Here is a 13,974-nt window from a genome sequence, read left to right on the forward strand (position 1 = left end):
AAATCTTGTCTGATACAAATTCAGTCAGGCATTCCTTGTTTATTATGTGATCTAAAGCACGCTTTAAAAGCAAGTCGATCGGGCATTTTCAGCATTTAAGTCAGACATTGCCTAAAGACGATGTTTTGAAAAATAGCCCTTCAGAAAGAAATTTAAATAATTGTTCACCTTTTCGCTACTTACCGATTGAAATCGCAGGTGGCGCCCGTATAATTTGCACGGCTTTTGCTGCTTGACTCAAATGAGTAAAGGCAGTCTTATACGACACGCGACATACCCCGTTCGGGGCAGGAGAGTTCAGCGTCATGTCAGTGTCTCTTTACAGTGTGAAATTAGCCCGGGCCGTGCTGATCATTCAGCTGGTGACCTTTGTCATCATCGGTGCGCTCTTTACCCTGAAAGAGGTTACCTGGGGCGCCTCCGCCTTCGCGGGTGGAGTGGCAGCCTGGCTGCCGAACGTGTTGTTTATGTTTTTGGCCTGGCGCCTGCAGGATCAAACGCCTGCGAAAGGACGTGTTGCCTGGAGCTTCGCCCTCGGTGAAGTGTTGAAGGTGTTCACAACCGTCATTTTCCTCGCGGTGGCGTTGGGTGTGTTTGGAGCGGTCTTCTGGCCACTCGCAATCACGTGGTTATCGGTGCTGGTGGTGCAGATCGTCGCTCCGGCTGTAATTAACAACAAAGGGTAAGAGGCATCATGGCTGCTGGAGAAATCTCTACTCCGCAAGAATACATAGGTCACCACCTGAATAACCTTCAGTTGGACCTGCGTACTTTCGAGTTGGTGAATCCGCACGACGCTCCCGCGACGTTCTGGGTATTAAATATCGATTCCATGTTTTTCTCTGTGGTGCTGGGACTGATTTTCCTGGTGTTGTTCCGTAAAGTGGCGAAAAGCGCTACCAGCGGTGTTCCAGGGAAATTACAAGCGGCTATCGAACTGGTTGTCGGCTTCGTTGATAACAACGTGCGCGACATGTACCACGGTAAAAGCAAACTTATCGCCCCGCTGGCTCTGACGATTTTCGTCTGGGTCTTCCTGATGAACTTCATGGATCTGCTGCCTATCGATTTGCTGCCGTTTATCGGCGAGCACTATTTAGGCCTGCCGGCGCTGCGCGTCGTGCCGTCTGCAGACGTGAACATCACGCTGTCTATGGCGCTGGGCGTATTTATTTTGATTCTGTTCTACAGCATCAAAATGAAAGGCATTGGCGGCTTCACCAAAGAGTTGACGCTGCAGCCTTTTAATCACCCGATCTTCATCCCCATTAACCTGATTCTTGAAGGTGTTAGCCTGCTGTCCAAGCCTGTTTCACTGGGTCTGCGACTGTTCGGTAACATGTATGCGGGTGAGTTGATCTTTATCCTGATTGCCGGCTTGCTGCCGTGGTGGTCGCAGTGGTTGTTGAATGTGCCTTGGGCCATTTTCCACATCCTGATCATTTCGCTGCAGGCTTTCATTTTCATGGTCCTCACGATCGTCTATCTGTCGATGGCATCTGAAGAACATTGATTTTTATCTCAACACTTAAGCTTTTAACTGAAACAAACTGGAGACTGTCATGGAAAACCTGAATATGGATCTGCTGTACATGGCTGCCGCTGTGATGATGGGCCTGGCGGCAATCGGTGCTGCGATCGGTATCGGCATCCTCGGAGGTAAATTCCTGGAAGGCGCCGCGCGTCAACCGGATCTGATCCCTCTGCTGCGTACGCAGTTCTTTGTTGTAATGGGTCTGGTGGATGCAATCCCGATGATCGCTGTAGGTCTGGGTCTCTACGTGATGTTTGCTGTCGCTTAAACCTGGTAGCCTTGTTCACTCATGGCACCTGGTGTGATGAGGGACGGATTCTGCCGTTTATCTCTGATAGCGGCAGAGCAAGTTAACTTAATAAGAGGCATTGTGCTGTGAACATTAATGCAACAATCCTCGGCCAGGCCATCGCGTTCATTCTGTTTGTCGCGTTCTGCATGAAGTACGTATGGCCGCCGATTATGGCTGCCATCGAAAAGCGCCAGAAAGAAATTGCTGAAGGCCTTGCTTCTGCTGAGCGCGCGAAGAAAGATTTAGATCTCGCGCAGGCCAATGCGACCGACCAGCTGAAAAAAGCGAAAGAAGACGCTCAGGTCATTATCGAGCAGGCGAACAAACGCCGTGCCCAGATTCTGGACGAAGCGAAAACCGAAGCTGAGACTGAACGTAACCGCATCGTGGCACAGGCGCAGGCAGAAATTGATGCCGAGCGTTCGCGTGCCCGTGAAGAGCTGCGTAAGCAAGTCGCGTTGCTGGCATTAGCTGGCGCCGAGAAAATCATCGAACGTTCCGTGGATGAAGCTGCTAACAGCGACATCGTTGATAAACTGGTCGCTGAACTGTAAGGAGGGAGGGGCTGATGTCTGATCTGATTACTGTAGCTCGCCCCTACGCCAAAGCAGCTTTTGACTTTGCTGTTGAGCATCAAAGCATCGATCGCTGGCAATCAATGCTGGCGTTTGCCGCAGAAGTGGCTCGCAACGAACAGATCGCAGATCTTCTTTCCGGTGCGCTTGCACCGGAAGCGTTATCTGCTTCTTTCATTGCAGTTTGTGGCGATCAACTTGATGAAAACGCCCAGAACCTGATTAAGGTAATGGCCGAAAACGGACGTTTGACAGCGCTTCCAGCCGTACTGGCTCAGTACATTCAACTGCGTGACGCTTATGAAGCGACAGCCGAAGTTGATGTGATTTCTGCCAGCACGCTGAGTGACAGTCAGCTGACTAAAATCAGCGCCGCGATGGAAAAACGTCTGTCACGTAAAGTTAAGCTGAATTGCAAAATTGATAAGTCTGTAATGGCAGGTGTGGTTATCCGTGCGGGTGACCTGGTCATTGATGGCAGCGTACGCGGCCGTCTTGATCGTCTGGCAGACGTCTTGCAGTCTTAAGGGGACTGGAGCATATGCAACTGAATTCCACCGAAATCAGCGAACTGATCAAGCAGCGCATTGCTCAGTTCAATGTCGTGAGTGAAGCTCACAACGAAGGTACTATTGTTTCTGTAAGTGACGGTATCATCCGCGTACACGGCCTGGCCGATGTCATGCAGGGTGAGATGATTGCCCTGCCGGGCAACCGTTACGCTATCGCACTGAACCTCGAGCGTGACTCGGTTGGTGCAGTAGTGATGGGCCCGTATGCTGACCTCGCGGAAGGCATGAAAGTAAAATGTACGGGTCGTATTTTAGAAGTTCCAGTTGGCCGTGGCCTGCTGGGCCGTGTGGTGAACACCTTGGGTGCACCGATCGACGGTAAAGGCGCAATCGAAAACGACGGCTTCTCGCCTGTTGAAGTGATTGCACCGGGCGTTATCGACCGTCAGTCAGTAGACCAGCCTGTTCAGACCGGTTACAAATCTGTCGATGCGATGATTCCAATCGGCCGTGGCCAGCGTGAGCTGATCATCGGTGACCGTCAGACCGGTAAAACTGCAATGGCAATCGACGCCATCATCAACCAGCGCGATTCAGGCATCAAGTGTGTCTACGTTGCGATTGGCCAGAAAGCGTCAACCATTTCTAACGTAGTTCGCAAACTGGAAGAGCACGGCGCGCTGGCTAACACCATCGTGGTTGTCGCTTCTGCTTCTGAATCTGCAGCACTGCAGTACCTGTCACCGTACGCCGGTTGTGCGATGGGTGAGTACTTCCGTGACCGCGGTGAAGATGCATTGATCGTGTACGATGACCTGTCTAAGCAGGCTGTTGCTTACCGTCAGATTTCTCTGCTGCTGCGCCGTCCACCAGGTCGTGAAGCATTCCCTGGCGACGTGTTCTATCTCCACTCTCGTCTGCTGGAGCGTGCATCACGCGTTAGCGCTGACTACGTTGAGCGCTTCACCAATGGTGAAGTGAAAGGCCAGACCGGTTCTCTGACCGCACTGCCAATCATCGAAACTCAGGCGGGTGACGTTTCTGCGTTCGTTCCGACCAACGTAATCTCGATTACTGATGGTCAGATCTTCCTGGAATCTAACCTGTTCAACTCCGGTATTCGTCCAGCCGTTAACCCGGGTATCTCTGTATCCCGCGTTGGTGGTGCTGCACAGACCAAGATCATCAAGAAACTGTCCGGTGGTATTCGTACCGCGCTGGCACAGTATCGTGAACTGGCTGCGTTCTCTCAGTTCGCTTCCGATCTGGACGATGCAACGCGTAAACAGCTGAGCCACGGTCAGAAAGTGACCGAGCTGCTGAAACAGAAACAGTATGCGCCGATGTCAGTCGCGCAACAGGGTCTGGTGCTGTTTGCTGCTGAGCGCGGCTATCTGAACGATGTTGAACTGGCGAAAGTCGGCAGCTTCGAAGCCGCTCTGCTGGCGTTCGCGGATCGCGATCACGCTGAGCTGATGGCTGAAATCAACCAAGCGGGTAACTTCAATAACGAAATCGAAGAGAAGCTGAAAGGCCTCCTCGAAACGTTTAAAGCAACCCAGTCCTGGTAATGTCTGGCGGCTTGTCTGAAAAGGCAGGCCGCAAGGCTTTGAGGAGAAGCTAATGGCCGGCGCAAAAGAAATACGTAGTAAGATCGGAAGCGTAAAAAATACGCAGAAGATCACCAAAGCGATGGAAATGGTCGCCGCCTCCAAAATGCGTAAAACGCAGGAACGCATGGCGGCCAGCCGTCCGTATGCAGATACCATGCGCAAAGTGATTGGTCACCTTGCTCTGGGTAATCTGGAATACAAGCACCCTTACCTGGATGAGCGTGACGTTAAGCGCGTCGGCTACCTGGTCGTTTCGACTGACCGCGGGCTTTGTGGTGGTTTGAACATTAACCTGTTCAAAAAATTGCTGGCAGATATGAAAGGCTGGGCAGATAAAGGCGTACAGAGCGATCTGGCCGTTATCGGTTCGAAAGGCAATTCATTCTTCGGCTCTGTAGGTGGCAACATCGTGGCACAGGTCACCGGTATGGGCGATAAGCCTGCACTGTCTGATTTGATCGGCCCGGTAAAAGTGATGTTGCAGGCCTATGATGAAGGTCGCATCGACAAGCTGTATATCGTTGCCAACAAGTTTAATAACACCATGTCTCAGACTCCGACCATTACCCAACTGCTGCCGTTACCGCCAGCGGAAGGTGAAGAAGAGATGAAGGCGAAGACCTGGGATTACCTGTACGAACCCGATCCGAAAGCGCTGCTGGATACCCTGCTGCGCCGTTACGTCGAATCGCAGGTTTATCAGGGTGTGGTGGAAAACCTGGCCAGTGAGCAGGCCGCACGTATGGTTGCGATGAAAGCTGCAACCGATAACGGCGGAAACCTGATCAAAGAGCTGCAGTTGGTTTACAACAAAGCTCGTCAGGCCAGCATCACCCAGGAACTTACCGAGATCGTCTCGGGAGCCTCCGCGGTTTAACCAGGCATATATCCTGTCGCGCGAGCGCGGCTGGGTATTTTCGTATTAGGTAGAGGATTCAAGATGGCAGCTGGAAAGATTGTCCAGATTATCGGCGCCGTAGTTGACGTCGAATTCCCTCAGGACGCGGTACCGCAGGTATACAGCGCTCTCGAGGTGAAAAATGGTGATGCTCGTCTGGTGCTGGAAGTTCAGCAGCAGCTGGGTGGTGGCGTGGTTCGTACCATCGCCATGGGTACTTCTGACGGCCTGAAGCGCGGTCTGGAAGTTACTGACCTGAAAAAACCTATCCAGGTTCCGGTTGGTAAAGCAACCCTCGGCCGTATCATGAACGTATTGGGTGAGCCAATCGACATGAAAGGCGACCTGCAGAATGACGACGGCACTGTAGTAGAGGTTTCCTCTATTCACCGTGCAGCACCTTCTTATGAAGATCAGTCTAACTCGCAGGAACTGCTGGAAACCGGCATCAAGGTTATCGACCTGATGTGTCCGTTCGCTAAGGGCGGTAAAGTCGGTTTGTTCGGTGGTGCGGGTGTTGGTAAAACCGTAAACATGATGGAGCTGATCCGTAACATCGCGGCTGAGCACTCAGGTTATTCGGTATTTGCTGGCGTGGGTGAGCGTACTCGTGAGGGTAACGACTTCTACCACGAAATGACTGACTCCAACGTTATCGATAAAGTAGCGCTGGTGTATGGTCAGATGAACGAGCCGCCGGGTAACCGTCTGCGCGTAGCACTGACCGGCTTGACCATGGCGGAAAAATTCCGTGATGAAGGCCGTGACGTTCTGCTGTTCATCGACAACATCTATCGTTACACCCTGGCCGGTACTGAAGTATCAGCACTGCTGGGTCGTATGCCATCTGCGGTAGGCTATCAGCCAACGCTGGCAGAAGAGATGGGTGTGTTGCAGGAGCGTATTACCTCCACGAAGACCGGTTCAATCACCTCTGTACAGGCCGTTTACGTTCCTGCGGATGACTTGACTGACCCGTCACCAGCAACCACCTTTGCTCACTTAGACTCAACCGTTACGCTGAGCCGTCAGATCGCCTCTCTGGGTATCTACCCAGCCGTTGACCCGCTGGATTCAACCAGCCGTCAGCTGGATCCACTGATCGTGGGTCAGGAGCACTATGACGTTGCGCGTGGCGTGCAGTCTCTGCTGCAGCGTTACCAGGAACTGAAAGACATCATCGCCATCCTTGGTATGGACGAGCTGTCTGAAGAAGACAAACTGTTGGTGGCACGTGCGCGTAAGATTCAGCGCTTCCTGTCTCAGCCGTTCTTCGTTGCTGAAGTCTTCACCGGTTCTCCAGGTAAGTACGTGACCCTGAAAGACACCATCCGTGGCTTCAAAGGCATCATGGAAGGCGAATTCGACCACCTGCCAGAGCAGGCGTTCTACATGGTCGGCGCTATCGAAGAAGCCGTAGAAAAAGCGAAGAAACTGTAATTTAGGTTTCCCAGGAGGAATGGTATGGCTATGACTTATCATCTGGACGTGGTCAGCGCGGAGCAACAAATGTTCTCCGGTCTGGTCGAGCGTATCCAGGTGTCAGGTAGCGAAGGTGAGCTGGGGATTCGTCCTGGCCACGCCCCGCTGCTGACAGCCATCAAGCCTGGTATGATTCACATCGTGAAACAGCACGGCGAAGAGGAGTTTATTTACCTCTCTGGCGGCGTGCTGGAAGTTCAGCCTGGCAGCACCACCGTTCTGGCCGACACCGCGATTCGCGGTGAAGACCTTGACGAAGCGCGCGCGCTGGAAGCGAAACGTAAAGCAGAAGAGCACATGAACAGCAGCCACGGCGACGTGGACTATGCTCAGGCTTCTGCGGAACTGGCGAAAGCCATCGCGAAACTGCGTGTCATCGAGCTGACCAAAAAAGCGATGTAATCAGGCTTTATGCGTCACGAAATGCCAGCCCTTTGGGTTGGCATTTTTTTTGCCCAAAATTTGCCGCCTGGCGCTGAGCCCGGCTAATTTCGACCCGAGAAAAATGTAGTAATCTCGGGGTTAAACCTTACACTTTCGACAGTTGAAGAGAATCAGGATAGTTATGTCTACGAACGCGATGAGTGTGGTGATCTTGGCCGCTGGCAAAGGCACCCGAATGTATTCCGACCTGCCCAAAGTTCTGCACACCCTTGCAGGCAAACCGATGGTTCAACACGTGATTGATGCCGCCACCGGTTTGGGCGCCCAGCAGATCCATCTGGTTTATGGCCACGGCGGAGATTTGCTGCAATCGACGTTAGCGCATAACGCACTCAACTGGGTGCTGCAGGCCGAGCAACTCGGTACCGGCCACGCGATGCAGCAGGCCGCCCCTTTCTTTGCCGATGACGAAGATATTCTGATGTTGTACGGCGATGTGCCGCTGATTTCGCAGGCCAGCTTGCAGCGTCTGCGCGATGCAAAACCCGCTGGTGGCATCGGTTTACTCACCGTGGTTCTGGATAACCCAACCGGCTACGGCCGTATTGTGCGTGAAAACGACACGGTGACCGGCATTATCGAGCAGAAAGATGCCTCGCCAGAACAGCTGAAAATTCAGGAAATTAACACCGGCATCCTGATTGCCAACGGCGGCGACCTCAAGCGCTGGCTGTCGCAGCTCAACAACAACAATGCGCAGGGCGAATTCTATATCACCGATATCATCGCCATGGCACACCACGAAGGCCGCGTTATTAATGCGGTGCATCCGGCGCGCATCAGCGAAACCGACGGCGTTAACAACCGCCTGCAGCTGGCAACGCTTGAGCGTGTCTATCAAAGCGAGCAGGCAGAAAAGCTGCTGCTGGCGGGTGTGATGCTGCGCGATCCGGCGCGTTTCGATCTGCGCGGTTCGCTGCAACACGGTCGCGATGTGGAGATCGACACCAACGTGATCATCGAAGGCAAGGTCACGCTCGGCAACCGCGTCAAAATCGGTGCGGGTTGCATCATCAAAAACAGCGTGATCGGCGATGACTGCGAAATCAGCCCCTATTCGGTGATCGAAGATGCCACCTTGGCCGCCGCCTGTACGGTTGGGCCTTTTGCGCGTCTGCGTCCGGGCAGCGAGCTGGCGGAAGAAGCGCACGTAGGCAACTTCGTAGAGATGAAGAAAGCGACGCTCGGCAAAGGCTCGAAAGCCGGTCATCTCTCTTATCTTGGCGATGCGGAAATTGGCGCGGGGGTGAATATTGGCGCGGGCACCATCACCTGCAATTATGACGGCGCCAACAAATTCAAAACCATCATCGGCGATAACGTGTTTGTCGGCTCCGATACGCAATTGGTAGCACCTGTAACCGTAGCGAGCGGCGCCACTATCGCTGCCGGCACCACGGTGATGAAAGATGTCACCGCGGCGGATCTGGTCTACAACCGTAAAGAGCAGAATCAAAAATCGGGCTGGCAGCGCCCTGTTAAGAAAAAATAAATTTTAAAGGCCGACAACGATCGGCCTGTTTGCAGTGCCATAAAAAAATATCCCCACTCTCTACAAGGCTCGGGGAAATCAGGTCAGATGACAACGCAATGGCCGAAAGCCATGAAGTCAGGAAATTACTATGTGTGGAATTGTTGGTGCAGTAGCGCAGCGTGACATCGCAGAAATTCTGCTGGAAGGTTTGCGTCGTCTTGAATATCGCGGTTATGACTCAGCGGGATTAGCCGTTGTCGATCGTCAGGGCCATATGACGCGCCTGCGTCGTCTGGGCAAAGTGCAGAACCTGGCGGAAGCCGCAGAGCAGCAGCCGCTGATTGGCGGCACCGGTATCGCACACACGCGCTGGGCGACACACGGTGAGCCGTCGGAGGCCAATGCGCATCCGCACGTTTCTGAGCACATCATCATCGTGCACAACGGCATCATTGAAAACCATGAGCCGCTGCGCGCGCAGTTGCTTGAGCGCGGCTATCACTTTGCCTCAGAAACTGACACCGAAGTGGTGGCGCATCTGGTGCATTGGGAGCAGAAGCAGGGCGGCACGCTGCGTGAAGTGGTGCTACGCGTCATTCCGCAGCTGCGCGGTGCGTATGGCATGGTGATCATGGACAGCCGCGATCCGTCGCTGCTGGTGGCAGCGCGTTCCGGCAGTCCGCTGGTGATTGGCCGTGGCGTGGGTGAAAACTTTATTGCTTCCGATCAGCTGGCACTGCTGCCGGTGACGCGTCGCTTCATCTATCTGGAAGAGGGCGATATTGCCGAGATCACCCGCCGCGAAGTCACTATTATCGATCGTGACGGTAACACGGCGCAGCGCGCCGAAATCGAATCGACCGCACAATATGATGCCGGCGACAAAGGCATCTATCGTCACTACATGCAGAAAGAGATTTACGAGCAGCCGAACGCGATCAAAAACACCATCACCGGTCGTTTTAATCACGGCGAAGTCGATCTCAGCGAGCTCGGTCCGGATGCTGAAAAGCTGCTGAGCCAGGTCGAGCATATTCAGATCATCGCCTGCGGTACGTCATACAACTCCGGCATGGTGTCGCGCTACTGGTTTGAGTCGCTCGCCAACCTGCCTTGTGATGTGGAAATCGCTTCGGAATTCCGTTATCGCAAATCTGCGGTGCGTAAAAATAGCCTGCTGATCACGCTGTCACAATCGGGTGAAACCGCCGATACGCTGGCGGCACTGCGCCTGTCAAAAGAGCTGGGTTATCTCGGTTCGCTGGCGATCTGTAACGTGGCCGGTTCATCGCTGGTGCGTGAATCCGATTTGGCGCTGATGACTAAAGCCGGTACCGAAATTGGCGTTGCCTCGACCAAAGCTTTCACCACGCAGCTGGCGGTATTGCTGATGCTGGTGGCGAAACTGGGGCGTCTGCACGGCATGAAAGCCGAAATCGAGCACGAAATTGTGCACGCGCTGCAAGCCTTGCCGAGCCGCATCGAACAGATGCTGGCGCAGGACAAAGTGATCGAAAATCTGGCGGAAGGTTTCTCGGATAAACATCATGCGCTGTTCCTTGGCCGTGGCGATCAGTATCCAATCGCTATGGAAGGCGCGCTGAAGCTGAAAGAGATCTCCTACATCCACGCCGAAGCCTATGCGGCGGGCGAGCTGAAGCACGGCCCGCTGGCGCTGATTGATGCCGATATGCCGGTGATCGTGGTCGCGCCGAACAACGAACTGCTGGAGAAGCTGAAATCCAATATTGAAGAGGTACGCGCGCGCGGCGGTTTGCTGTACGTGTTTGCCGATCAGGATGCCGGTTTCAGCGACAGCGATGGCATGAAAATCATCTCTCTGCCGCATGTAGAAGAGGTGATTGCACCGATCTTCTACACCGTGCCGCTACAGCTGCTCTCGTATCATGTGGCGCTGATTAAAGGCACCGACGTTGATCAACCACGTAACCTGGCGAAATCGGTTACCGTTGAATAATCAGTAACAAGAGTGGGCCCGCAATGGGCCCGCTTCATTTCTACATGCTGTCATATAACTGTCATATTTCGTACATTTCACTGTCATCAAACTGTCCTATTTTCCCTCCAGCAGCAATCACTAACTCCTACTAAAAAGGCATTGAGCCTGATTTTTTTAAATCCCCTGGAGGGAACATGACACTGATGCGTAGCACCGTAGCCCGAATCCTCGCCGCCACCTTCGCAGTAAGCGCGGTCTCTGCTTTTGCAGCAACCGATCTGACGGGCGCAGGCGGGACATTCCCGGCGCCGGTTTATGCCAAGTGGGCAGCCGAGTACCAGCAAGCCACTGGTAGCAAAATCAACTATCAGGGTATTGGTTCTTCAGGCGGCGTGAAGCAAATCATCGCGAAAACCGTCGATTTCGGTGCGTCTGATGCACCAATGAAAGAAGAAGATCTGCAGAAAAATGGCCTGTTCCAGTTCCCTACCGTGATTGGTGGCGTGGTGCTGGCGGTTAACATCCCAGGTGTGAAATCAGGTGAACTGACTCTCGACGGTAAAACCGTGGGCGACATCTACCTCGGTACCATCAAAAAGTGGAACGACCCGGCGATCACTAAACTGAACCCAGGCGTGAAACTGCCAGATTCCAACATCAACGTGGTTCGCCGCGCTGACGGTTCCGGTACTTCATTCGTCTTCACCAGCTACCTGGCGAAAGTGAACGAAGAGTGGAACAGCAAAATCGGTAAAGGTAACACCGTTAACTGGCCGACCGGTCTGGGCGGTAAAGGTAACGACGGCGTGGCCGCATTTGTACAGCGTCTGCCGGGTTCAATTGGCTATGTGGAATACGCTTACGCCAAGCAGAACAACCTGACCTACACCAAACTGGTTGATGCTGACGGTAAAGCGGTCGCACCAAGCGAAGAGAGCTTTGCGAACGCCGCGAAAGGCGCAGACTGGAGCAAAACCTTTGCTCAGGATCTGACCTTCCAGAAAGGCAATGCAGCATGGCCGATCACCTCAACCACCTTCATCCTGATTTACAAAGATCAGGCGAATGCGGAGAAAGGTAGCGAAGTGCTGAAGTTCTTCGACTGGGCTTACAAAGGTGGCAGCAAAACCGCAACCGACCTGGATTACGCCGCGCTGCCAGAAAGCGTTGCTAACCAGATTCGTGCAGCGTGGAAAGCGAACATCAAAGATAGCTCCGGTAAAGCGCTGTACCAGTAACAGATTTACCTGGCCAGCCGAGACGGTTGGCCAACCCCAATGGGCGGCCTGCGTGCCGCCCTGACATCCTCCTGAGAACAGAGAATTCTATGGCTGCCACTAAGCCGACGTTCAAAGCCCCCGGTAAACAAGGCGACATGATTTTCGGCGCGCTGGTGAAGCTCTCCGCGCTTATCGTGTTGTTATTGATGGGCGGCATTATCGTCTCCCTGATTTTCTCCTCCTGGCCAAGCATCCAAAAATTTGGTTTCTCTTTCCTGTGGAATAAAACCTGGGATGCGCCAAACGAACAATTTGGTGCGCTGGTACCGATTTACGGCACCCTCGTCACCTCGATTATTGCCTTGATCATTGCCGTACCGGTGAGTTTCGGCATCGCGCTGTTCCTGACGGAACTGGCGCCAGGTTGGCTGCGTCGCCCGCTGGGCACCGCCATTGAGCTGCTGGCGGCGATCCCCAGCATCGTTTACGGCATGTGGGGCCTGTTTGTTTTCGCCCCGCTGTTCGCCGAATATTTCCAGACGCCGGTGGGTAACGTGATGTCGACTATCCCGATTGTCGGCACGCTGTTCTCTGGCCCGGCATTTGGTATCGGTATTCTGGCGGCGGGCGTGATTCTCGCCATCATGATCATTCCGTACATCGCCTCGGTGATGCGCGACGTGTTTGAACAAACGCCGGTGATGATGAAAGAGTCGGCTTACGGTATCGGCTGCACCACGTGGGAAGTGATCTGGCGCATCGTGCTGCCGTTCACCAAAAACGGCGTGATTGGCGGCGTGATGCTCGGCCTGGGCCGCGCGTTGGGTGAAACCATGGCGGTGACCTTTATCATCGGTAACACCTACCAGCTCGACAGCGCTTCGCTGTTTATGCCGGGCAACAGTATTACCTCGGCGCTGGCCAACGAATTCGCCGAAGCGGAATCGGGTGTGCACGTGGCAGCACTGATGGAACTGGGTCTGATCCTGTTCGTGATTACCTTCATTGTACTGGCGATCTCCAAACTGATGATCCTGCGTCTGGCGAAGAGTGAAGGAGCCCGTTCATGACCGCTATTGAAGTTCAGGCTCGCGCTGAGCTGGAAGCCTCGCGCCGCAAAATGCAGGCGTGGCGCAGTACCAAAAACAAAATTGCCCTGACGCTGTCGCTGATGACCATGGCTTTCGGTCTGTTCTGGCTGGTGTGGATTCTGTTCACCACCATTACGCGCGGTGTTGATGGTTTAAGCTGGTCGCTGTTTACCGAATCGACGCCGCCGCCGAATACCGCGGGCGGTGGTTTGGCCAACGCCTTAGTCGGCAGTGGTTTACTGATTTTCTGGTCGACGATCGTCGGAACGCCGCTCGGCATCATGGCCGGGATCTATCTGGCGGAATATGGCCGTAAACACTGGCTGGCGGAAGTGATTCGCTTCATCAACGACATTCTGCTGTCAGCACCGTCGATTGTGGTGGGCCTGTTCGTCTACACCATCGTGGTATCGCAGATGCAGCACTTCTCCGGTTGGGCCGGCGTAGTGGCGCTGGCGCTGCTGCAAATCCCGATCGTGATCCGCACCTCCGAAAACATGCTGCGTCTGGTACCTGACAGCATGCGTGAAGCGGCTTATGCGCTGGGTACGCCGAAGTGGAAGATGATTTCGGCAATCACGCTGAAAGCCTCGGTTTCCGGCATCATCACCGGTGTGCTGTTGGCCGTAGCGCGTATCGCCGGTGAAACTGCACCGTTGCTGTTTACTGCGCTGTCGAACCAGTTCTGGAGCACCGACATGATGCAGCCGATCGCGAACCTACCGGTCACCATCTTTAAATTCGCCATGAGCCCGTTTGCCGAATGGCAAAGCCTGGCGTGGGCTGGTGTGCTGATTATTACCGTGTGCGTGCTGCTGCTGAACATTGTGGCGCGTGTGGTTTTCGCCAAGGGCAAACACTAATTTCCCGGCGCGGCTT

Annotated in this window: 14 protein-coding genes; all 14 read left to right on the forward strand. The window is 54.0% G+C overall.

Annotated features, from left to right (window positions below; all coding sequences use genetic code 11):
• Positions 1–305: 305 nt before the first annotated feature.
• The 14 genes from atpI to pstA all read left to right on the forward strand — a co-directional run bounded on the left by atpI (position 306) and on the right by pstA (position 13,958).
• Entirely contained in the window at positions 306–686 is a 381-nt protein-coding gene (atpI, locus tag PanJK_RS17010; RefSeq protein WP_008106725.1) for a F0F1 ATP synthase subunit I, read from the forward strand.
• Positions 687–694: 8 nt separating this feature from the next.
• Positions 695–1,513, forward strand: coding sequence for a F0F1 ATP synthase subunit A (atpB, locus tag PanJK_RS17015; RefSeq protein ID WP_007893608.1), 819 nt, complete (start codon positions 695–697; stop codon positions 1,511–1,513).
• A 49-nt stretch (positions 1,514–1,562) separates the two neighbouring features.
• Complete coding sequence (gene atpE / locus PanJK_RS17020) at positions 1,563–1,802, forward strand: F0F1 ATP synthase subunit C (protein ID WP_003849523.1); 240 nt, start codon at positions 1,563–1,565, stop codon at positions 1,800–1,802.
• 107 nt (positions 1,803–1,909) lie between these two features.
• Positions 1,910–2,380, forward strand: coding sequence for a F0F1 ATP synthase subunit B (gene atpF, locus PanJK_RS17025; protein ID WP_007893603.1), 471 nt, complete (start codon positions 1,910–1,912; stop codon positions 2,378–2,380).
• Between the two features lie 14 nt (positions 2,381–2,394).
• Positions 2,395–2,928, forward strand: coding sequence for a F0F1 ATP synthase subunit delta (gene atpH, locus PanJK_RS17030; protein ID WP_008106723.1), 534 nt, complete (start codon positions 2,395–2,397; stop codon positions 2,926–2,928).
• Between the two features lie 14 nt (positions 2,929–2,942).
• Positions 2,943–4,484: a F0F1 ATP synthase subunit alpha gene (gene atpA / locus PanJK_RS17035; RefSeq protein ID WP_008106721.1), complete on the forward strand. Its 1,542-nt coding sequence runs from the start codon at positions 2,943–2,945 to the stop codon at positions 4,482–4,484.
• A 52-nt stretch (positions 4,485–4,536) separates the two neighbouring features.
• The gene (gene atpG, locus PanJK_RS17040; RefSeq protein ID WP_007893596.1) at positions 4,537–5,403 is read left to right on the forward strand and encodes a F0F1 ATP synthase subunit gamma; all 867 of its coding nucleotides are present in this window, start codon (positions 4,537–4,539) and stop codon (positions 5,401–5,403) included.
• 63 nt (positions 5,404–5,466) lie between these two features.
• On the forward strand, positions 5,467–6,864 hold the full coding sequence (atpD, locus tag PanJK_RS17045; RefSeq protein ID WP_008106718.1) for a F0F1 ATP synthase subunit beta: 1,398 nt from the start codon (positions 5,467–5,469) through the stop codon (positions 6,862–6,864).
• 24 nt (positions 6,865–6,888) lie between these two features.
• Positions 6,889–7,308 carry a F0F1 ATP synthase subunit epsilon gene (locus PanJK_RS17050; protein ID WP_008106717.1) on the forward strand — a complete coding sequence of 140 codons (420 nt, stop codon included), beginning with the start codon at positions 6,889–6,891 and terminating at the stop codon, positions 7,306–7,308.
• A gap of 163 nt (positions 7,309–7,471) precedes the next feature.
• Positions 7,472–8,842, forward strand: coding sequence for a bifunctional UDP-N-acetylglucosamine diphosphorylase/glucosamine-1-phosphate N-acetyltransferase GlmU (glmU, locus tag PanJK_RS17055; protein ID WP_265301382.1), 1,371 nt, complete (start codon positions 7,472–7,474; stop codon positions 8,840–8,842).
• 130 nt (positions 8,843–8,972) lie between these two features.
• Positions 8,973–10,802, forward strand: a complete 1,830-nt coding sequence (gene glmS, locus PanJK_RS17060; protein WP_265301384.1) for a glutamine--fructose-6-phosphate transaminase (isomerizing) — start codon at positions 8,973–8,975, stop codon at positions 10,800–10,802.
• A 176-nt stretch (positions 10,803–10,978) separates the two neighbouring features.
• Entirely contained in the window at positions 10,979–12,022 is a 1,044-nt protein-coding gene (gene pstS / locus PanJK_RS17065; protein WP_008106709.1) for a phosphate ABC transporter substrate-binding protein PstS, read from the forward strand.
• Positions 12,023–12,111: 89 nt separating this feature from the next.
• Positions 12,112–13,074 (forward strand): phosphate ABC transporter permease PstC, encoded by a 963-nt coding sequence (pstC, locus tag PanJK_RS17070; RefSeq protein ID WP_256697888.1) that lies wholly within the window; start codon positions 12,112–12,114, stop codon positions 13,072–13,074.
• The gene (pstA, locus tag PanJK_RS17075) at positions 13,071–13,958 is read left to right on the forward strand and encodes a phosphate ABC transporter permease PstA (RefSeq protein WP_008106705.1); all 888 of its coding nucleotides are present in this window, start codon (positions 13,071–13,073) and stop codon (positions 13,956–13,958) included. The genes pstC and pstA overlap by 4 nt, the downstream gene beginning before the upstream one ends.
• The last annotated feature ends 16 nt before the right edge of the window (positions 13,959–13,974 follow it).

The sequence above is a fragment of the Pantoea sp. JK genome, from assembly GCF_026130245.1.
In the GTDB taxonomy this organism is placed as follows: domain Bacteria; phylum Pseudomonadota; class Gammaproteobacteria; order Enterobacterales; family Enterobacteriaceae; genus Pantoea; species Pantoea trifolii.